At 71.2% G+C, this 19,299-nt stretch carries 18 protein-coding genes; 8 read left to right on the top strand and 10 right to left on the bottom strand.

What is annotated here, in order from left to right; genetic code table 11:
* Together ACFE8Y_RS13320 and ACFE8Y_RS13315 are read right to left on the bottom strand one after the other, a co-directional pair.
* On the bottom strand, positions 1 to 2,630 hold a 2,630-nt coding region (locus ACFE8Y_RS13320; protein WP_375464866.1), incomplete at its 3' end, for an efflux RND transporter permease subunit.
* 12 nt (positions 2,631 to 2,642) lie between these two features.
* The gene (locus tag ACFE8Y_RS13315) at positions 2,643 to 3,857 is read right to left on the bottom strand and encodes an efflux RND transporter periplasmic adaptor subunit (protein WP_375464865.1); all 1,215 of its coding nucleotides are present in this window, start codon (positions 3,855 to 3,857) and stop codon (positions 2,643 to 2,645) included.
* A gap of 232 nt (positions 3,858 to 4,089) precedes the next feature.
* Between ACFE8Y_RS13315 and ACFE8Y_RS13310 the strand changes: the two genes are divergently transcribed.
* On the top strand, positions 4,090 to 4,272 hold the full coding sequence (locus tag ACFE8Y_RS13310; protein WP_375464864.1) for a hypothetical protein: 183 nt from the start codon (positions 4,090 to 4,092) through the stop codon (positions 4,270 to 4,272).
* A gap of 62 nt (positions 4,273 to 4,334) precedes the next feature.
* Here ACFE8Y_RS13310 and ACFE8Y_RS13305 read toward each other — a convergent pair whose 3' ends face one another.
* Positions 4,335 to 5,567, bottom strand: a complete 1,233-nt coding sequence (locus ACFE8Y_RS13305) for an NAD(P)/FAD-dependent oxidoreductase (protein ID WP_375464863.1) — start codon at positions 5,565 to 5,567, stop codon at positions 4,335 to 4,337.
* Positions 5,564 to 6,532, bottom strand: coding sequence for a LysR family transcriptional regulator (locus ACFE8Y_RS13300; protein WP_375464862.1), 969 nt, complete (start codon positions 6,530 to 6,532; stop codon positions 5,564 to 5,566). Before ACFE8Y_RS13300 ends, ACFE8Y_RS13305 begins: the two co-directional genes overlap by 4 nt.
* Positions 6,533 to 6,716: 184 nt before the next feature.
* On the opposite strand from ACFE8Y_RS13300, the gene ACFE8Y_RS13295 reads away from it, so the two are divergent.
* The 6 genes from ACFE8Y_RS13295 to ruvC all read left to right on the top strand — a co-directional run bounded on the left by ACFE8Y_RS13295 (position 6,717) and on the right by ruvC (position 12,081).
* Positions 6,717 to 7,760 carry a class 1 fructose-bisphosphatase gene (locus ACFE8Y_RS13295; RefSeq protein ID WP_375464861.1) on the top strand — a complete coding sequence of 348 codons (1,044 nt, stop codon included), beginning with the start codon at positions 6,717 to 6,719 and terminating at the stop codon, positions 7,758 to 7,760.
* Between the two features lie 35 nt (positions 7,761 to 7,795).
* Positions 7,796 to 8,656, top strand: a complete 861-nt coding sequence (locus tag ACFE8Y_RS13290) for a phosphoribulokinase (protein WP_375464860.1) — start codon at positions 7,796 to 7,798, stop codon at positions 8,654 to 8,656.
* 88 nt (positions 8,657 to 8,744) lie between these two features.
* The gene (gene rpe, locus ACFE8Y_RS13285; protein WP_375464859.1) at positions 8,745 to 9,431 is read left to right on the top strand and encodes a ribulose-phosphate 3-epimerase; all 687 of its coding nucleotides are present in this window, start codon (positions 8,745 to 8,747) and stop codon (positions 9,429 to 9,431) included.
* The gene (locus ACFE8Y_RS13280) at positions 9,425 to 10,168 is read left to right on the top strand and encodes an HAD-IA family hydrolase (protein WP_375464858.1); all 744 of its coding nucleotides are present in this window, start codon (positions 9,425 to 9,427) and stop codon (positions 10,166 to 10,168) included. Before rpe ends, ACFE8Y_RS13280 begins: the two co-directional genes overlap by 7 nt.
* Positions 10,169 to 10,620: 452 nt before the next feature.
* Positions 10,621 to 11,367, top strand: coding sequence for a YebC/PmpR family DNA-binding transcriptional regulator (locus ACFE8Y_RS13275; protein WP_375464857.1), 747 nt, complete (start codon positions 10,621 to 10,623; stop codon positions 11,365 to 11,367).
* A 147-nt stretch (positions 11,368 to 11,514) separates the two neighbouring features.
* Positions 11,515 to 12,081 carry a crossover junction endodeoxyribonuclease RuvC gene (ruvC, locus tag ACFE8Y_RS13270; RefSeq protein WP_375464856.1) on the top strand — a complete coding sequence of 189 codons (567 nt, stop codon included), beginning with the start codon at positions 11,515 to 11,517 and terminating at the stop codon, positions 12,079 to 12,081.
* 120 nt (positions 12,082 to 12,201) lie between these two features.
* Here ruvC and ACFE8Y_RS13265 read toward each other — a convergent pair whose 3' ends face one another.
* Positions 12,202 to 12,816 carry a YceI family protein gene (locus ACFE8Y_RS13265; RefSeq protein ID WP_375464855.1) on the bottom strand — a complete coding sequence of 205 codons (615 nt, stop codon included), beginning with the start codon at positions 12,814 to 12,816 and terminating at the stop codon, positions 12,202 to 12,204.
* Between the two features lie 148 nt (positions 12,817 to 12,964).
* On the opposite strand from ACFE8Y_RS13265, the gene ruvA reads away from it, so the two are divergent.
* Entirely contained in the window at positions 12,965 to 13,582 is a 618-nt protein-coding gene (gene ruvA, locus ACFE8Y_RS13260) for a Holliday junction branch migration protein RuvA (RefSeq protein ID WP_375464854.1), read from the top strand.
* A 132-nt stretch (positions 13,583 to 13,714) separates the two neighbouring features.
* On the opposite strand, the gene ACFE8Y_RS13255 is transcribed toward ruvA, so the two are convergent.
* From ACFE8Y_RS13255 to ACFE8Y_RS13235, 5 genes are all read right to left on the bottom strand, one after another.
* Positions 13,715 to 14,368: a pyridoxamine 5'-phosphate oxidase family protein gene (locus tag ACFE8Y_RS13255; protein WP_375464853.1), complete on the bottom strand. Its 654-nt coding sequence runs from the start codon at positions 14,366 to 14,368 to the stop codon at positions 13,715 to 13,717.
* A 14-nt stretch (positions 14,369 to 14,382) separates the two neighbouring features.
* Complete coding sequence (locus ACFE8Y_RS13250) at positions 14,383 to 16,050, bottom strand: ABC transporter ATP-binding protein (RefSeq protein ID WP_375464852.1); 1,668 nt, start codon at positions 16,048 to 16,050, stop codon at positions 14,383 to 14,385.
* A complete protein-coding gene (locus tag ACFE8Y_RS13245; protein WP_375464851.1) occupies positions 16,047 to 16,883 on the bottom strand; it encodes an ABC transporter permease in 837 nt (278 codons plus the stop codon). The genes ACFE8Y_RS13250 and ACFE8Y_RS13245 overlap by 4 nt, the downstream gene beginning before the upstream one ends.
* Positions 16,880 to 17,872, bottom strand: a complete 993-nt coding sequence (locus ACFE8Y_RS13240; protein ID WP_375464850.1) for an ABC transporter permease — start codon at positions 17,870 to 17,872, stop codon at positions 16,880 to 16,882. The genes ACFE8Y_RS13245 and ACFE8Y_RS13240 overlap by 4 nt, the downstream gene beginning before the upstream one ends.
* Positions 17,869 to 19,299, bottom strand: a 1,431-nt coding sequence (locus ACFE8Y_RS13235; protein WP_375464849.1) for an ABC transporter substrate-binding protein, incomplete at its 5' end; no start/stop codon positions are given. The genes ACFE8Y_RS13235 and ACFE8Y_RS13240, both read right to left, overlap by 4 nt.

Raw genomic sequence — 19,299 nt, 5'->3', positions numbered from 1 at the left:
GGCAGCGAGAACAGGATCGTCATCGGCTGAAGGAAGTTGCCGAACAGCAGGATCAGCACGCCGAACACCATCATCAGGCCGGCGCCCATGGCGAGCGCGAAGCCGGAGAACACCTCGCCCATCACCTCGGCGTCCCCGGTCTGGCTGATGGTCACGCCGGGCGGCAGGCTCTTGGCGGTGGGAAGGTTCATCACCTGATCGATGAGCGAGCCCAGCGCGTCCGAGCCCTGCATGTCGCCTTCCAGCGCCACGCGCACCGCGCGGTCGTAGCGGTCGATCGCGGTGGGCCCCTGGCCGAGGCTGATGTCGGCCACCGTCGAGAGCGGCACCGCCGCCCCCCCCTTCACCGGCACCTTCAGGGTCTCCAACTGGCTCAAGTTGCCGCGCAGGCGCTCGGGGAGCTGAACCCGGATCGGCACCTGCCGGTCGACGGCGTTGAACTTGGCGAGGTTGGCGCCGATGTCGCCGATGGTGCCGACGCGGACCGTCTCGGCGATGAGGTCGGTGGAGACGCCGAGATCGGCCGCGACCCCGGCCTTGGGGCGGATGCGGATCTCGGTGCGGTCCAGCGGCGCCGTCGAGATGACGTTGACGAGGTGGGCGACCCCCGCCGCCTCGCGCTGGAGGCGCTGCGACACCTCGGCGACCACCGCCTTGTCCGGGCCCGCGATGATCAGCGCGAGGTCGCGCTGACCGCCCTCGCGCAGGACCCAGAACCGGATATCGGGCTCCTGGCGCAGGATCGCGCCGACCGCGACGTCGACCTCCTTCTGCGTGCGGTGGCGGGTGTTCTTCGGCGTCAGGTTGATGGTGAGGCTGGCCAGCCTGACCTCCTTCTTGCCCGGCAACTGGCGGCCGCCGTCGACGAAGACGCTGCGCACCTCGGGCAGGCCCCTGATCTTCTCCACCAGCCCGTCGGTGACGCGGGAGGTCTCGGAGAGCTTGGCGCCCGGCGGCAGCTCGACCACGAACAGGGTGCGGGCCGCGTCCTCGGCCGGGAGGAAGCCCGCCGGGAGAAGTCCCGTCGACATGATCGAGGCGGCAAAGCACGCGAGCCCCGCGACCAGCGTCACGAACTTGTGCCGCACCGACCACGCCACGAGGCGGGTGTAGCCGCGCATCACGACGCCGTCGCGGGCGTGGTCGGGCCCGTGGTCGCGCAGGAAGTAGGCGGCGAGCAGCGGCGTGATCAGGCGCGCGACCAGGAGCGACATGAACACGGCCGCGGCGATCGTCAGACCGAACTGCTTGAAGTACTGCCCGGCAATGCCGCCCATGAACGAGACGGGGGCGAAGATCGCGATGATCGTCGCGGTGATCGCGATGACGGCGAGCCCGATCTCGTCGGCGGCCTCCAGGGCCGCGCGGTAGGGCGTCTTGCCCATCCGCATGTGGCGGACGATGTTCTCGATCTCGACGATGGCGTCGTCGACGAGGATGCCGGTCACCAGCGTGATCGCGAGCAGGCTCACGGCGTTCAGCGAGAAGCCGAGGGTGCTCATCACCCAGAAGGTCGGCAGCACCGAGAGCGGCAGGGCGATCGCCGCGATCAGCGTTGCGCGCCAGTCCCGCAGGAACAGCAGCACGACGATCACCGCGAGCGCCGAGCCCTCCAGCAGTCCCATCATCGCCGAGTGGTAGTTGCCGACGGTGTTGGTGACGGACGTGTCGATCAGGTCGAAGCGCACGCCCGGATTGGCCGCGTGCAAGGCCGCGATCTTGTTCGCCACGCCGGCCGAGACCTCGGCGTCGCTGGCGCCGGCCGAGCGCGAGATCGCGAAGGCGACCACCGGCTCGCCGTTGAAGCGGGCGAAGGTGCGGGCCTCCTCGGAGGCATCGGTCAGCGTCGCGAGCTCGTCCAGCCGCACCTTGCGGTTGCCGGGAACGACGATCGAGGTGGCGCCCAACGTGTCGAGGGTGTCCGAGGCCGCGAGCGTCCGGATCGACTGCTCCTGGCCGCCGATCTCGCCGCGCCCGCCTGCCATATCGGCCGAGGTGAGGCGGAGCTGCCGGTTCACGTCGGCCGCGGTGATGCCGAGCGCCAGCAGCCGGTCGGGCTTCAGGGTCACGCGGACCTCGCGGGCGACGCCCCCCAGGCGCTCGACGCCGCCGACGCCCTTCACGCTCTGAAGCCGGCGCGCCACCACGTCGTCGACGAACCACGACAGGTCCTCCGGCGTCATCGCGGGCGCGGACGCGCCGTAGACCATGATCGGCAGGCCGGCGATCTCGACGCGGTTGACGATCGGCTCGTCGATGGTGCGGGGCAGGTTGATGCGGATCTTCGAGACCGCGTCCTTGACGTCGTTGACGGCCCGGTCCGTGTTCACCTCCAGCCGGAACTCGATCGTCGTCACCGAGGAGCCCTCGGTGATGGTCGAGAGGATGTGCTTCACCCCCTTCACGCCCGCCACCGAGTCCTCGACCCACTTCGTGACCTGGGTCTGAAGTTCGGACGGCGCGGCGCCGGCCTGCGTGATCGTCACCGAGACGATCGGGATGTCGATGTTGGGGAACTTGGTGATCGGCAGGGAGCGGAAGCTGACGAGCCCGAGCAGCATCAGCACCAGGAACAGCACGATCGACGGCAGCGGCTTGCGGATTGCCCAGGCGGAGACGTTGAGGCGCATGTGCTCGCTCGCTCAGAGGGCATCGGCCGCGGCCAGGGGCTTCGCGCCCCCGGACGGCACGGCACGGACCCGGTCGCCGTCCCGCAGGAAGCTGCCGGCGCGGGCGACGACCGTCTCGCCGGCTGACACCCCGCTGCGGACCTCGGAGAAGCCCTCGGCCGAGAGGCCGGGCATGACCGTGCGCGCCTCGACGCGGCCATCCTTGACCACGAGGACGCCGGCGCTGCCGTCGGCCGCGAACAGGAGGCTCGACACCGGCACGGACACGCCCGTGCGCTGTGCCACCTCGACGGTGCCGCGGGCGAAGGCGCCGATGCGCAGGGACGGGTCGTCGCCCAGCGCGATGCGGACCTTGCCGAGTCGCGTCGTCCGATCGACCTCCGGGTAGACGCGGCGGACCTTGCCCGCGAGGGTGCGGCCGTCGTCGAGATCGAGCCGGGCGGGATCGCCGACCTTGAGGCGCGGCAGCGAGCCCTCGGGCACCTCGCCCTCCAGCTCGATCTCGCCGCGCGCGATCAGGCGGAACAGCGGCTCGCCGACGCCGCTCGCCATGCCGCCGACGCGGGCGGTGCGGCGGTTGACGATGCCGGCCTCCGGCGCGCGGATCGCGGTGCGGGCGCGCCGCAGGGCGATCTCGGTGCCGGCCGCCCGCGCCGTGGCGAGGTCGGCCTCCGAGGCCTGGAGCCCGCCGCGGGCGGCGTCGAGCTTGCCGTCCGCGCTCTGCGCCGTCGAGACGCGCTGTTCCAGGATGGCAGGAGTGGCGTTCCCGGTGCGGATCAGCGCCTGGGCGCGCTCCAGCGACAGGCGCGCCTCGGTCTGGGCGGCCTCCGCCTGAACGATCTGGCTCCGCGCCTGGACGATCGCGGCCTGGGCGCGGGCGATCGCCGCGACGTTCGAGGCCTCCTGCGTCGCGATCATCTCGGTGGAGAGCCTGGCGAGCACTTGGCCCGCGGCGACGCGGTCGCCCTCCTCCGCCAGGAGTTCGGTGATGCGGAACCCCTCGATCTCGGGCGAGACCAGGATCTCGTCGCGGGGCACCAGGGTGCCGGTGATCACCGCGCGCTCGACGATCTCGCGGGTCAGCGCCGGCACCACGCTGATCGCGGGCGCGATCGCCTGAGGCTCGGGCACCGAGGCCGTCTCGAGCGCGCGCGCGGGCGGGACCGCTCCGAGGACGAGACACGCGAGGCCGGCCAAGCGGAGGGCGCGAACGGTGGGGCTGGGCACGATGGGGTCTCGCTTGCCGACAGGGAAACGCCGATGCACGGGGCTCGCAAGGTAGGCCGGCGATTTCATGGCGAAGACCTGTCACCCGCATCCTAGCCGCCGCCGGAGCATCGCGTCGCCCGACACGTCGACGCGGCCGGTTCGAAGAAGCCGAGCTTGAGCGTCGGATACCTGCAACCACGATCCTTCGCGAACGTTTAAGAGTTCATTAACCCAAACGCGCGGGCCAGCGATGAGCATCTTCCAGATCCGGCAGACGAAGAGCGGCGCGGTTCTGTGGACCGGTTCGGCCGACGACGAGCAGAACGCGCTCGACGCCATGGCGCGGGAGGCCGGGTACCGGGATTTTTCGGCCCTGCCGGACTCGATCCGCGGCGACGGGCTGGAGGCTGCCAAGCTCGACCTGATCTCCTGACCAACATCTGCGGCCAAGTGTGATAACAGCCGGCCGCGAACGCGCGGCGCATCGCCGACGGACTACGCCGCCGCCAGCGCCCTGAGGTCGACGGCCGGGTCTACGGCCTGTTCCGGCGTGAGGGGCACGCTGCTCCCGAGCAGGCGCCGAGCGACCATGTGGTCCCCCGCGCGGTTGACCGATTCGACGGCGCAGAGCCTGCGGTCGCGATATCGGAAGACCGAGAACGCGTCGCCGCCGCCTCGGACCACGCTGGCGTCGGAGGGGCCGCCCAGTCCCGCGATCTGCAGCTTGTAGCGGCCCTGGTCGCTCCAGAACCACGGCACGGCGGCGTAGGCCGCGGCTCGACCGGTCAGCCGGGCCGCCACGCACCGCCCCTGATCGATCGCGTTCTGCACCGATTCGATCCGCACGCGGCCGTCGTGGCTCAGGCCGTCCGCGAAGCGGCTCGGGAACCGAGCACAATCCCCGATGGCCGAGATGGCGGGATCGTCCGTCGCAAGGCTGGTGTCGACGTGGATTCCGTCGGACACGGAAAGCCCGGCCTCCTCCGCCAGTTCCTGGTTCGGCAGGACGCCGATCCCCACCACGACGAGGTCGGCCCGCAGGTCGCGCCCGTCCGACAGGTGCACCCCAACCGCCCGGCCTGCCGCGCCCTCAATCGACAGGATTGCGGCCTCACAGGCGAAGCGGACACCCAGCGCCTCGTGGGCTCCACGGAAGAACGCGCCCATCTCGGCCGAGACCGCCCGCGCCATCGGCCGGTCGGCGGCCTCGATCACCGTCACGTCGAGGCCGCGGGCGGCAGCCACGGCGGCGAATTCCAGTCCGATGAAGCCGGCGCCCACCACGACGATCCGCCGCGCGGTCTCCACCGCGGTGCGCAGCGCGTCGGCGTCGCTCAGGCCGCGCAGCTGGTAGACCCCGTCGAGGTCGGCTCCGGGAACCGGCAGAGGCCGGTTCCGGGAGCCGGTCGCGAGGACGAGGTGGTCGTAGGCCAGCGTCGCACCATCGCCGAGCCGCACCCGCCGCGCCGCCCGGTCGATCGCGACGGCCCGCACGCCCGCACGGAGCGCGATGCGGTGGTCGGCGAAATAGGCCATCGGCCGGAGGCTGAGCCCCTCGGCCTCGGTCTTGCCGGCGAGGTAGGCCTTCGACAGGGGGGGGCGCTGGTAGGGCAGACCCGGCTCGTCACCGACCAGCGTGACGGGATCGGAGAACCCGGCTTCCCGCAACGACGCGGCGACCTGGAATCCCGCCTGTCCGCCGCCGACGATGACAACGCCCGCGCTCACGGCTCGGCCCCGGCGGCGACCCGGTCAGCCGGAGCGGCGACGGGCAGGTCCAGGTCCACCCCGGGCAACCAGCGGGCACCGTCCTGCATCAGGTAGTCCCAGAAGGCGGCGGCCGCGGGTCCGAGCACCTTGTCGGCCCGCCGCACGGCGTACCAGTCGCGCCGGATCGGCAGGCCCTGGACGTCGAGCAGCACGAGGCGCCCGCTCTCCACCTCCGCCGCCACCGTGTGGGCCGACAGGAGCGCGATGCCGAGACCTGCCATCACCGCCTGCTTGATCGTCTCGTTCGAGCCGGAATCGATTTCGAGCTTGGCCCGCTTGATGATGATACCGCTCATGAACTCCTCGAACACCGTGCGGGTGCCCGATCCGTCCTCGCGCACGAGGAAAGCCTCCTCGGCGACGTCCGCCCTGGCGAGGCCCCGGCGCCCGGCAAGCGGATGGTGCGGGGCGGCGATGAGCACCAGCGGGTGCGGGCCGAAGATCTCGGCCTCGATCGCGAAGTCGCGCGGCGGACGGCCCATGATCGCGAAGTCGATCTCGTAGTTGCGCAGCGCCTCGACGGTGTTGCCGCGGTTGCGCACCGAGAGGTTGATCTCGACGCCCGGATGCCGCCCGATGAAGCCCGCGATCACCTGCGGCGCGAAATACTTGGCGGTGGAGACGACCCCGATCGTCACGCGCCCGCCCGCGCCGCCCTTGAGGGTACGCAGCCGGTCGGCGCAGGTCTCCAGCACGGTGTTGATGCTGTCGATCGCCCACAGCATCTCGCGCCCCGCATCCGTCGGCTTCAGGCCGGTGGGGGTGCGGTCGAACAGCAGCAGGCCCGCCTCCTCCTCCAACTGGCGGATGCGGGCGTAGAGGGCGGCCGAAGTGACGTTGAGCTCCTGCGCGGCCCGGGTCATGGTGCCGAGCCGGGCGACCGCGGCGACCGCCTGGAGTTGCTTGAGGGACAGGTTGCGCATGACTCAATTTTAGTTTTTTTATAGAACGCCGCAAGATATTTTAGATTTCTTGCGTGCCCTGCACCGTGCGCTGGCGATCGGAGCGCGGGCAGCGGTATCATGCCGGCGCGGCGGCAGGTAAAGGCTGCGGGGGGCTTCAACACTCCGCGCGGTCGGCGCGGCGGACTTCGACGAGGGCAAGCGGATGGCGACAGGATCTCGGCTCGATACGTGCCTCGCGGAAGCTGTCGCTGCCGAGCCCGGCCTGAAGGACACCGCCGCCGTGATCGCCGCGATCGCGGAGGCCGCCACCGACATCAGCGAGGTCATCGGGCGTGGGGCGCTCGGCGGCGACCTCGCGGCGACGGGCGCGCACAACAGCGACGGCGACGTGCAGAAGGCGCTCGACGTGATCGCCCACGAGCGCGTCACCGCAGCGCTGCGAACCGCTCCGGTGGCCGAGGTGGCCTCCGAGGAGGCGGAAGGGGTGATGGACCTCGATCCCGGCGCGCCGCTCGCCGTCGCGATCGACCCGCTGGACGGCTCGTCGAACATCGGCGTCAACATGGCGGTCGGCACCATCTTCGGCATCCGCCCCGTCGTCAGGGAGGAGGGCAACCCGATCGCCTCCTTCACCACGCCCGGCAGGGCGCAGATTGCCGCTGGCTTCGTCACCTACGGCCCGGCCACCGCCCTGGTGCTGACGCTGGGGCACGGCACGCAGGTCTACGTCCTGGACCGCGAGGCGCGGGCCTTCCGCCTGACGCACGCAGCCCTCGACGTGCCGGAGGCGGCGCGCGAATACGCGATCAACGCCTCCAACGCCCGACACTGGGACTTGCCCGTCAAGGCCTTCATCGAGGATTGCCTGCGCGGCGCCGAGGGGCCGCGCGACAAGGACTTCAACATGCGCTGGCTCGGCTCGCTCGTGGCCGACGCGCAGCGCGTGCTGATGCGCGGCGGCGTGTTCCTGTATCCGGGCGACGGCCGCAAGGGCTACGCGCAGGGGCGGCTCCGCCTGCTCTACGAGGCCGCGCCGATCGCCATGCTGATGGAACAGGCGGGGGCCGGCGCCACCGACGGCGAGCGCCGCATCCTCGACATCGCGGCCACCGGTATCCACGAGCGCGTGCCGCTGGTGTTCGGCTCGGTCGAGGAGGTGGCGTGCGTGGCCACGTACTACGACGGGCGCAACCACGCCGCCGGCCGCTCGCCGCTGTTCGGCCAGCGCGGGCTGATGCGCTCGTGATGGCGGCCTGGTCCACCCTCTTCGCGCCGTAGACGATGTCGGCCCGCCATCCCATCATCTCGGTCACAGGCTCGTCGGGGGCGGGCACGACCTCGGTGCGCAACACCTTCGAGCAGATTTTTCGGCGCGAGGACGTGAGTGCCGTCTACATCGAGGGCGACGGCTTCCACGCCTTCGACCGCGAGACCATGCACGCGATGATGGCGGCCGAGCCGACGCTCTCGCACTTCGCCCCCCGCGCCAACCTCCTGCCGGAACTGGAGGAGGTGTTTCGCAGCTACGGCGAATCGGGCACCGGCCGCACCCGGCACTACGCGCACGATGCCGAGGACGCCGGACGCTACGGCATCCCGCAGGGCAGCTTCTCGCCCTGGGAAGAGTTCCAGCCTGGTTCGGACCTGCTGTTCTACGAGGGCCTCCACGGCTGCGTCGTCGACGCGACCGTGGATATCGCCCGCTACGCCGACCTCAAGATCGGCGTCGTGCCGGTGATCAACCTCGAATGGATTCAGAAGCTGCATCGGGACCGGTCGTTCCGCGGCTACTCCACCGACGCGGTCACCGACGTGATCCTGCGGCGGATGCCGGACTACGTGCAGACGATCTGCCCGCAATTCTCGTGGACCGACATCAACTTCCAGCGGGTGCCCACCGTGGACACCTCGAATCCCTTCATCGCCCGCTGGATTCCCACCGCCGATGAATCGATGGTGGTGATCCGCTTCAAGGACCCGAGGGGCATCGATTTCTCGTATCTCCGCTCGATGCTCGAGGGCAGCTTCATGAGCCGGGCCAACTCCATCGTCATCCCCGGGGGCAAGCTCGACTTGGCGATGCAGCTCATCCTCACGCCGATCATCATGCAACTGGTCGAGCGCCGGCGGCGGCTGGCCTGATCGACGCCTCGGGCTGTCCGCGGCCGCGATCCGGATGCATCATGGCCCCAGCACGCGATCCGCCGTCCGCCCGCAACGGGAGACGCTCATGACGAAGGCCATCATCGCTCCCTCGATCCTCTCGGCCGACTTCGCGCGCCTGGGCGAGGAGACCCGCGCGGTGGACGCGGCCGGGGCCGACTGGGTCCACCTCGACGTGATGGACGGGCACTTCGTCCCCAACATCACCTTCGGCCCCGCCGTCGTGAAGGCGCTGCGCCCGCACAGCGCCAAGTACTTCGACGTGCACCTGATGATCGCGCCGGCCGATCCGTACCTCGCCGCGTTCAGCGAGGCGGGAGCCGACGGCATCACCGTCCACGTCGAGGCCGGCCCGCACGTCCACCGCTCGCTTCAGGCGATCCGGGCGCTGGGCAGGCGCGCGGGCGTCGCCCTCAACCCCGGCACCCCGGCCGCCCTCATCGAGCCGCTGCTCGGCATCGCCGACCTCGTGCTGGTGATGACGGTCAATCCCGGCTTCGGCGGCCAGGGCTTCCTGGAGAGCGCCCTGGAGACCGTGGCGCGGGTGCGGGCGATGGCGGCCGGCCGGCTCCTCGACATCGAGGTCGACGGCGGCATCGATCCCGGGACGGTCGGGCTGGCGGCGTCGGCCGGCGCCAACGTGTTCGTGGCCGGCAGCGCGGTGTTCAAGGATGGTCCCGCATCCTACGCGGCACGGATCGCCGCGATCCGGGCCGGCGCGGAGGCCGTGACCGGTCCGACGCTGTCATGCTGAGGGCGCTGATCTTCGACGTCGACGGCACGCTCGCCGAGACCGAGGACCTGCACCGGCGGGCGTTCAACCGCGCGTTCGCCGATCTCGGCCTGTCCTGGCACTGGGACCCGGAGCTCTACGCCGACCTTCTCGCGGTGATGGGCGGCAAGGAGCGGCTGGCCCACTACGTCGCGACCCGCCACGCGGATGACGCGGCCCTGCGCGCCCGGATGCCCGAGATCCACGGCCTCAAGACCCGGATCTACGGCGCCCTCGTGGCCGACGGCGCCCTGGCGCTCCGGCCGGGCGTCGCGCGCCTCGTGCGCGAGGCGCGGGCCGACGGCGTCCGGCTGGCGGTTGCCACCACCACGAGCCGCCCCAACGTCGACACCCTGCTCGCGGTTAACTTCCCCGCGGGCGACCGGCCGTTCGACGTGATCGCCGCGGGCGACGAGGCCGCCCGCAAGAAGCCCGCTCCCGACATCTTCAACCTCGCCCTGCGCCGTCTCGGGGTCGATCCGGAGGACGCGATCGCGATCGAGGATTCCACCGCCGGCATCCGCTCGGCGCTCGATGCCGGCCTGCCGGTGCTCGCCACCCGCAGCCGCTACACCGAGAGCCACAGGCTCGACGGCGCCTTCTCGGCGGTCTCCGACCTCGGCGAACCCGGCCGGCCGCACCGGCACGTCTTCGGCGTCCCGTGGCCGGACGGGGTGGTGACGCTGTCAGGGTTGAAGCGCTGGCACGCGTCGATCTGAGCCGCGATCCCGGCGCCGGGCCTCGTCGCGCCCCTGCGCCTCCCTCGCGAACAGCATCGTTCCGGCAAGGACGCCGAGGGTCGCGGCAAGGCCGAGCTTGCGCCATCTCGGCCCCGCGGCGGTCCCGTGGCCAACGGCGCGCTCCGCGAAGCGATCGTGCGCGCCGGAACGGAGCGTTCGAAGTGCCATGCCGGTCGTCTCTCTCCGGGGCTCGTGCCGCGCGCGCAGCAAGCCGAGGCTCCGGCTTGGAACCGTCGGTGGCGCGTCGCGAGCCTAGGGTCTGAACGTCCCGCGGCACCGATCTTTCCCGCAGCCCGTCGATCACCGTCAGGCTGCGCCGCCCGCGTTGCCTCCCCGCGGCCGGCGGGCCTATACACGGGGCCAACCGCCTTTTGCCGTGCCGCCCCGGGCGAACGCCTTCGGCGCGAACCGCAGACCAAGAAGCGCAGACGATGGCCGGCCATTCCCAGTTCAAGAACATCATGCACCGCAAGGGCCGGGTGGACGCGGTCCGCTCCAAGCTCTTCGGCAAGCTGGCCCGCGAGATCACGGTGGCGGCCAAGCTCGGCGTGCCCGACCCGGCGATGAACGCCCGCCTGCGCGCGGCGATCCTGGCGGCGCGGGCCGAGAACGTGCCCAAGGACAACATCGAGCGGGCGATCAAGAAGGCGTCGGGGGCCGACAGCGAGAGCTACGAGGAGATCCGCTACGAGGGCTACGGCCCGGGTGGCGCCGCGCTCATCGTCGAGGCGCAGACCGACAACCGCAACCGCACGGCCTCGGACGTGCGCTCGGCCTTCACCAAGTCCGGCGGGAGCCTCGCCGAGACCGGGGCCGTCGCCTTCCTGTTCGACCGGGTCGGCGTGGTCGGCTTCCCCGCGGGCGTCGCCGACGCCGACGCGGTGCTGGAGGCGGCGATCGAGGCCGGCGCCGACGACGTGCGCTCGGATGCGTCCGGTCACGAGATCTTCTGCGCGCAGGATTCGCTCAGTGAGGTCGCCAAAGCGCTGGAAGCCCGCTTCGGCGAGCCGACCCGCACCGGCCTCGTCTGGAAGGCGCAGACCACGCTCGACGTCGACGACGAGACCGGCGAGAAGCTGATCCGCCTCGTCGAGGTGATCGAGGACCAGGACGACGTGCAGAACGTCTACGTCAACTTCGCGCTGTCCGACGCGCTGGTGGCCAAGCTGGAGGGGTGAGACGGCTGAGGCCCTGTTCAAAGCCGGACAGAGTGCGCCAGCAAGGTCGGCGTACAGCTCGACCGCGTGCGCTTGGTGAAACGATCTGTTCATGCCATGTCGGCACGGTAGGAAGCAGCCGCCGCGCGGACCCCAGTCGTCACTCGCATGACCCTGCCCATCCGCATCCTCGGCCTCGACCCCGGCCTGCGCCGCACCGGCTGGGGCGTGGTGACGGTGACGGGGGCCAAGCTCGCCTACGTTGATTGCGGCGTCGTCACCTCGGACGGCGACCTGCCGCTCGCGCTGCGCCTGCGCGAGCTGCACGAGGGGATCGGCCGGATCGTGCGGGATTTTTCGCCCGACGAGGTGTCGGTGGAGGAGACCTTCGTCAACAAGGACGCGCAGGCGACGCTCAAGCTTGGGCACGCGCGGGCGATCGCCCTGCTGGTGCCGGCGCTGGCCGGTGTTCCGGTGTTCGAGTATGCGGCCAACCTCATCAAGAAGTCGGTCTGCGGCTCGGGCCACGCCGAGAAGGGTCAGATCCAGGCGATGGTGCGCTTCCTGCTGCCCAAGGCCGAGTTCAGGGTGGCGGACGCCGCCGACGCGCTCGCCATCGCCATCACCCACGTCAACCACCGCGGCGCCCACGCCCTGAAGCGCGCGCACCCGGCGCCCGGCGCCGCCGGGCCGGGCGCCGCCCGAATCGCCGCGGCTCTGGCCAAGCTCGGGTGACGTGACAGGCGCTGGGGGGATCACGTTCCTCGCCCAAAACCTTTCCTCGTCAAGGGTTCGGGGCGCCGCGCACGTTGCAGGAGAGCGGGACTCCTTCGGTCCCGCGACCGTCCGGCGCGCCTACTCCACCGCCTTGAACTCGCCCTCCAGGCGCACGACGACCTCGTCGCCCAGCAGCGGCAGGTAGGCGTCCATGCCGAAATCCGAACGCTTGACGACGGCGCGGCCGTCGAAGCCGACGGTGTAGGTCTTGTCCACCGGGTGGAGGCCGGCTTGGTTGAACGTCGCGTCGAAGGCCACCGTCCGCGTCACGCCGCGCAGGGTGAGGTCGCCGCTGACGCGGGCGGTGGCCGGGCTCGTCGGCTCGACCGCGGTCGCGGTGAAGGTGGCGGTCGGGAATCGCGCGGTGTCGAAGAACTCGGGCGCCTTCAGGTGCGCGTCGAGCCGCGGGTTCGCGCCGGTGACGCTGCCGGTGCCGATGGTGACCGTGAGGCGGATGCGCGAGGGGTCCCGCGGGTCCAGCGTCGCGTCACCGGCGACATCGGTGATCTGGCCGTAATAGGTCGAGAAGCCGAGGTGGCTCAGGGACCACGTGATCTTGCCGTGATCGGGGTCGAGCCGGTAGGCGCCGGCCCGCACCTGCGTCGGGTCCGTGCTCACGCCCGGCGGCCTGTCGGCGGCCGCCGCCGGGTCGAGGCCGAGCGCCAGGGCGAGGAGGAGCGCAGGTCCGCGCATGGGGGCCGCCTTCGATCGAGGAACGTCGCGGCCCGGTGATCCCACGAAGCTTGGCCGGCCTCAAGCGGCCGATGGCGCGCGGCGGCCGGCTTCTGTAGGGAGCATCACGGACGGCGCGCAGGATCGGCAAGACCATGAACGGGACGCGATGATCGGCAAGCTCAAGGGCGTGGTGGATTCCTACGGCGAGGATTTCGTGATCCTCGACGTCCAGGGCGTCGGCTACGTGGTGCACTGCTCGGCACGCACCCTTCAGCGCCTGCCCAAGCTCGGCGAGCCGGCTGCGCTCTCGATCGAGACGCACGTGCGTGAGGACATGATCCGGCTCTACGGCTTCCGCTCGGATGCCGAGCGCGAGTGGTTCCGCCTGCTCCAGACGGTGCAGGGGGTGGGCGCGCGCGTCGCGCTCGGCGTCCTCTCGGTGCTGGAGCCGGGGGAGCTCGCCTCGGCGATCGCGCTCGGCGACAAGGGGGCGGTCGCCCGCGCGCCCGGCGTCGGGCCGCGCCTCGCCACGCGGCTCGTGGCCGAACTGAAGGACAAGGCCCCGGCCTTCGCCCCGATCGACCCGGCGCTGATCGCGCTGTCGGGCATGGTGGAGGACCGCACCGCGCCGCAGCCCGTGGCCGACGCGATCTCGGCCCTGGTCAACCTCGGCTACCCGCAGATCCAGGCCTCGGCCGCCATCGCCGCGGCGCTGAAGGGCGCGGCCGAGGGCGCCGAGGCGAAGGTGCTGATCCGGCTCGGGCTGCGGGAACTCGCGCGCTGAGGCGCCGCCTTCGCCGGTCCGCGCTTCAACCAGAGCATTTTCCAGTGAGGTGGATGCCGGCTCGCGTGGAGAAAATGCGACCACGCAAAAGGTTAGAGAATTCTTTGTGATCCAGAGATCATGGAAAATGCTCTAGTAGAGGCGCGTGCGGTAGGCCTCCTCCATCGAGCGCTCGGCCTCGTCCACACTGAGGGTGCTGTCCTGCTCGGCGATGATGCGGCCGAGGCTCGGGAAGTTCGCGCGCTCGACTTGGGATTCGGCGGCCCACAGCTTGGAGCGCATCAGCGCCTTGGCGCAGTGGAAGAACGCTTCCTCGACCGTGACGCGCAGGCCCGTGGTCGGGGTCTTGCCCTGGGCGGCCAGGGGCCCGAGCAGGTCCGCGTCGGTGACGATCCGCGCCTGCCCGTTCACCCGCAGGGTCTCGTTGATGCCGGGCACGAAGAAAATCAGCCCGATGCCGGGATTGTCGAGCACGTTACCGAAGCTGTCGACGCGGTTGTTGCCGCGCCGGTCCGGGATCAGCAGGGTCGCGTCGTCGAGCACCTGGACGAAGCCCGGCGCGTCCCCGCGCGGGCTCGCGTCGGCCCGGCCCGCGCCGTCCATGGAGGCGAGCACCAGGAAGGGCGAGAGCGCGATGAAGTCGCGGGCGAAGTGACTGAGGTGCGGCAGGACCTTGCCCTCGGCCAGCGGCGAAACCCGGCCGAAGTGGCTCCGCAGCGCGTCGACGTTCACGATGGTGCAGGTTTCGGGCGTCGCATCGATGTCCCGGCCTAGGCTCTCGCTCATGGACGTCCTCCTGGTTAGGCCGTGACGGACTCGGGCACCGCCGGAGCGTCGGCGGCCCCGCCGAGACCACCGAACAGGCGCCGGCCCGGGATCGCGGCCACGAGCGCGCGGGTGTAGGGGTGCTCGGGTGCGGTGAAGACCGCCTCGGCGGTGCCCGCCTCGACGATCCGGCCCCGCTGCATGACCACGACCCGGTCGGCGATCCGCGCCGCGATCCGCAGGTCGTGGGTGATGAACACCATCGCGAGGTCGTACTCGCGGCGCAGCTCGGCCAGCAGGTCGAGGATGCGGGCCTGCACCGAGACGTCCAGCGCCGAGACCGCCTCGTCGGCCACCAGCAGGCGGGGCTTGAGGGCGAGCGCGCGGGCGATGCAGATGCGCTGGCGCTGGCCGCCGGAGAATTCGTGCGGAAACCGCTCGGCGGCGGCCTCCTGCAGGCCGACGCGCACGAGGAGCTTGGCTGCCGCGCTCCGGGCGTCCGCCGCCGGCGTCCCGTAGGCGATCGGCCCCCGCGCGATCGCCGCGCCCACCCGCTGGCGCGGGTCGAGCGCGGAGAACGGGTCCTGGAACACGATCTGGAGCCGGCGCCGGGCGAGCCGCAGGGCCTCGCCGCGCAGGGCCAGGAGGTCGGTGCCCTCGAAGCGGATGCGCCCGGAATCGGGCTCGGTCAGCCGCAGGATCATCTGCCCGAGGGTCGACTTGCCCGAGCCCGACTCGCCCACCACCGCCACGGTCTCGCCGGGGGCCACCGTCAGGGACACGCCCTCGGCCGCCACGACCCGCCGGGGCGGGCGGAACCAGCCCTGGCGCGTCACGAAGGTCTTGCCCAGGTCCTCGATCTCGAGGAGCGGCGGGGAGGCGGGCCGCCTGCGCGCCGCGGCCGTCCCCTTCGGGCGCGCGGACGGGACGGCGGCGATGAGCGCGCGGGTGTAGGGGTCCTGCGGGCTGGTGAGGATCGCGTCTGCGCTGCCCTGCTCGACGATGCGGCCCTCGCGCATCACCACCACCCGGTCGGCCATGTCGGCCACCACGCCGAAATCGTGGGTGATCAGCAGCACGCCCATCCGGCGCTCGGCCTGGAGGCGGCGGATCAGCGCCAGGATCTGGCCCTGCGTCGTCACGTCCAGCGCCGTGGTCGGCTCGTCGGCGAGCAGCAGGGCCGGGTCGTTGGCCATCGCCATCGCGATCATCACCCGCTGGCGCTGCCCGCCCGAGAGCTGGAACGGGAAGTTGCGCACCATGGTGGCGGGCTCAGGCAAGCCCACATCCGCGATCAGGCCACCGATGCGCGCCGCCACCGCCTCGCGGGGAAGCGCGGGATCGTGGATGCGGATCACCTCGGCGATCTGCTCGCCGACGCGCTTGAGCGGATTGAGCGCGCTCAAGGGCTCCTGGAAGATCATCGCGATCTGCCCGCCGCGCACGCCCCGCATCTCGGCCTCGGAGGCGGCCGCGAGGTCGCGCCCGCGGAAGCGCACCGCGCCGCCGGTGATGCCGATGCCGTCGGGCAGTAGCCGCAGGATCGCGTGCGCGGCCATCGACTTGCCGGAGCCCGACTCGCCGACGAGGCAGACGATCTCGTCCGCATCGATGGTGAGCGACACGTCGGAGATCGCATGGCGCCGGTCGCCGCCCCGGGGCAGGCCGATCGAGAGGCGGTCGAGGGCGAGGAGGTCGCTCACGCGCGCCCGCTCCGCGAGAGACGCGGGTTCAGCGCGTCGTTCAGGGCCTCGCCGACGAGGTTGATCGCCAGCACCGTGACGAGGATCGCGGCGCCGGGGAAGACGCTCATCCACCACGCCTGGCGGATCACCGTGCGGGCGGCGCCCACCATGTAGCCCCACGACATCAGGTTCGGGTCGCCGAGGCCGAGGAAGCTCAGCGCGCTCTCGATCAGGATCGCGGTGGCCACCGTGAGCGAGCCGGTGACCAGGATCGGCGCGACGGCGTTCGGCAGGATGTGGCGCAGGATCACGGCGGCCGGGCGCTCGCCCTGGCAGATCGCGGCGCGCACGAACTCGCGGCCTTTCAGCCGCATGAACTCGCCCCGCGTCAGCCGCGCCAGCGGCGGCCAGCTCACCACGGCGATGGCGAGGATCTCGTGGCCGAGCGACGGCCCGAGCGTCGCGACCAGCAGCACCGCGAGGATGAAGCCGGGGATGGTCTGGAACAGTTCGGCCACCCGCATCAGCGCGTCGTCGACGAGCCCGCCGCAGTAGCCGGCGAGCGTGCCCACCGTCACGCCGATGCCCAGCGCCGCCAGCGTCGAGGAAAGGCCGATGGCCAGCGACACCCGCGCGCCGTGGGCGATGCCCGCCGCGATGTCGCGCCCGAGCGTGTCGGAGCCGAGCCACAGGTCGGGGCCGAACGGGCGCTCGAACGGGGCGCCGACCATCTCCCACGGGTCGACCGGCGCCAGCACCGGCGCGAGGATCGCCACGACGACGATCACGAGGAGCAGCGCGAGGCCGACCACCCCGCTCGGATGGCGCAGGTACGCCCGGAGCGCGCTCACGCCCCCGCCCCCGCGCCGGGCGCCGCGAGCCGCGGGTCGATCAGCCGGGACAGGAGGTCGGTGGCGAGGTTGATCAGGATGACGAGCACCGACATGACGAGGAAGATGCCGAGCAGCACCGGGTAGTCGCGCTGGCTCAGCGCCTCGAACACCAGCCGCCCGAGGCCGGGCCACGCGAACACCGTCTCGACCACCACCGAGCCGCCGACGAGCGCGCCGGCCTGCATGCCGGCCACCGTCACCACGGGCAGGATCGCGTTGCGGATCATGTGGTCGCGGATCACGCGGGCCCGCGTCAGGCCCTTGGCGCGGGCGGTCTTGATGAAGTCCTGGCCCGCCACCTCGATGATCGAGGCCCGCATCAGCCGGGCGTAGACCGCGAGGTAGACCGCGGCCAGGGAGGCTGCCGGGAGGACGAGGTGGGCCAGCGTGTCGAGGATGCGCCGGGGCGCCGAGAGCGTCACGCCGATGGTCTGGTAGCCGAAGGCCGGGAGCCAATCGAGCCGGACCGAGAACACCAGCACCAGCATCAACCCGAGCCAGAACACCGGCATCGCGTAGAGCACGAGCGAGAGCACGCCGATCAGCGTGTCGGCCCAGCGCCCGGACCGCACCCCGGAGAGGATGCCGAGCAGGATGCCGAGGGATAGCGCGGCGAGGAAGGCGGTGCCCGTGAGCAGGAGTGTCGCTGGCAGCCGCTCCAGCACGAGGCCGAGCACCGGCCGCTGCTGCCGGTAGGAGTAGCCGAGGTCGAGGGTGAGCACGCGGCCGAGGTAGGTGCCGAGCTGGACGACGTAGGGCTTGTCGAGGCCGTACTCGGCGCGGAGTTGCTTCAGAAGCGTCTCGTCCGACGCACCGGACTGGCCGGCGATGACCTGGGCCGGGTCGCCGGGGGCTGCGTGGACGAGGGCGAAGTTGACGCTGGCGATCACCAGGATCACCGCAAGGGTCTTCGCGATCCAGGCGGCGGCCCCGGCGAGCGGCCTCACGCCCGGTAGGCCCGGCTGAAGGTGTCGTTGACGCCGCTGCCGGTGACGATGAGGTCCTTCATCCGCTTGTCGGTGAAGGTCGGGAAGTCGAGCTCCATCAGCCACGCCACCGCCGCGTCGTCCACGAGGATCTTCTGGACGCGGCTGTAGAGCGCCTGCCGCTTGGCCTCGTCGGTCTCGACCGCGGCCTCGTCGAACAACTTGTCGACCTCGGGGTTCGTGTAGCCGGAGGTGTTGGAGAACAGGATGCCCTTGCGGATGTTCGAGGAGATGTAGGAGCGCGAGACGCCGAGCGCCGGGTCGCCGTACTGGTAGGTCCAGGGCGCCGACATCTCGAACTCCCAGTTGCCGCAGCGCGCGGCCCAGCCGCCGACGTCGATGCCTTCGAGCACGATGTCGATGCCGACCTTGCCAAGCGACTGCCGCACGTACTCGCCGACCCGCTGCCACATCTCGCCGTAGGGCGGCACGAGGTACTTGATCGTCGCGCGCTTGCCGTCGGCGCCGGGCTTCAGCCCCATCTCGTCCAAGAGCGCCGCAGCCTTGGCGACCGAGAACGCGTAGGACTTCACGTCGGGCTCGTAGAACCGGGTCTTCGAGGAGACCGGGCCGGTGGCGACCTTGCCCAGGCCGAAGAACACGCGCTTCCTCAGGGCCTCGCGGTCGATGGCGTGGAGCACCGCCTGCCGAAAGCGCTTGTCGTTCATCGGCGCGATGCGGGTGTTCATCTCGACCCAGAGGTGGGGGGCGTAGAACTCGTAGCCCTTGGTCGTCATCTCGAGGTTGGGCAGCGCCTTGAGGCGCGGCACGTCGAAGGCCTCGACGTCGTTCCACTGCGTCAACTGGACGGTGCCGGTCTCCAGGGCAACCGCGCGCGAGGCGGCGTCGGGGATCACGCGGTAGTAGATCTCGTCGAGGTAGGGCTCGCCCTTGCGGTAGTAGCCCTCGTGCCGCACGAGGTGGATGTGGGAGCCCTTGACCCACTCCTTGAGCTTGAACGGCCCGGTGCCGATCGCGCGCGCGTTGTTCGGGTTCTGCCGGATGTCGGTGCCGTCGTAGAGCGCCTTCGAGACGATCGGCGCGGTGGTGGCATCAAAAGCGTGCAGGAACGGCGCGAAGGGCTGCTTGAGCTTGAACACCACGGTCAGCGGATCGGGCGCCTCGGCGGAAGCCAGCCGCGAAAAGGTGCCGCGGGCGCGGGCATGGCCCTCCATCAGCGCCTTGGTGACGGAGAACACCACGTCGTCGGCGGTCATGGCCGAGCCGTCGTGGAAGGTGATGCCGGGATGGAGCTTGAAGGTGTAGGTCAGCCCGTCGGGGCTGCGCTCCCAGCTCTGCGCCATGCCGGGCTTCGGCGTCAGGTCGAAGTCGTAGGTGAGCAGGCTCTCGTAGATCTTGCCGCAGACGGTCAGCGTCGGCGCCTGCTG

This window comes from uncultured Methylobacterium sp., assembly GCF_964242245.1.
In the GTDB taxonomy this organism is placed as follows: Bacteria; Pseudomonadota; Alphaproteobacteria; order Rhizobiales; family Beijerinckiaceae; genus Methylobacterium.
The sequence above is the reverse complement of the archived record's forward strand: the minus strand, read 5'-3'. Positions and strand labels throughout refer to the sequence as shown.

What these genes read in the sequence shown, in the direction of transcription:
- ACFE8Y_RS13310 (WP_375464864.1), top strand. Translation starts at nt 4,090, where the DNA reads ATGAGCATCTTCCAGATCCGGCAGACGAAGAGCGGCGCGGTTCTGTGG.
- ACFE8Y_RS13300 (WP_375464862.1), bottom strand. Translation starts at nt 6,532, where the DNA reads ATGCGCAACCTGTCCCTCAAGCAACTCCAGGCGGTCGCCGCGGTCGCC.
- ACFE8Y_RS13295 (WP_375464861.1), top strand. Translation starts at nt 6,717, where the DNA reads ATGGCGACAGGATCTCGGCTCGATACGTGCCTCGCGGAAGCTGTCGCT.
- ACFE8Y_RS13290 (WP_375464860.1), top strand. Translation starts at nt 7,796, where the DNA reads ATGTCGGCCCGCCATCCCATCATCTCGGTCACAGGCTCGTCGGGGGCG.
- rpe (WP_375464859.1), top strand. Translation starts at nt 8,745, where the DNA reads ATGACGAAGGCCATCATCGCTCCCTCGATCCTCTCGGCCGACTTCGCG.
- ACFE8Y_RS13280 (WP_375464858.1), top strand. Translation starts at nt 9,425, where the DNA reads ATGCTGAGGGCGCTGATCTTCGACGTCGACGGCACGCTCGCCGAGACC.
- ACFE8Y_RS13275 (WP_375464857.1), top strand. Translation starts at nt 10,621, where the DNA reads ATGGCCGGCCATTCCCAGTTCAAGAACATCATGCACCGCAAGGGCCGG.
- ruvC (WP_375464856.1), top strand. Translation starts at nt 11,515, where the DNA reads ATGACCCTGCCCATCCGCATCCTCGGCCTCGACCCCGGCCTGCGCCGC.
- ACFE8Y_RS13265 (WP_375464855.1), bottom strand. Translation starts at nt 12,816, where the DNA reads ATGCGCGGACCTGCGCTCCTCCTCGCCCTGGCGCTCGGCCTCGACCCG.
- ruvA (WP_375464854.1), top strand. Translation starts at nt 12,965, where the DNA reads ATGATCGGCAAGCTCAAGGGCGTGGTGGATTCCTACGGCGAGGATTTC.
- ACFE8Y_RS13255 (WP_375464853.1), bottom strand. Translation starts at nt 14,368, where the DNA reads ATGAGCGAGAGCCTAGGCCGGGACATCGATGCGACGCCCGAAACCTGC.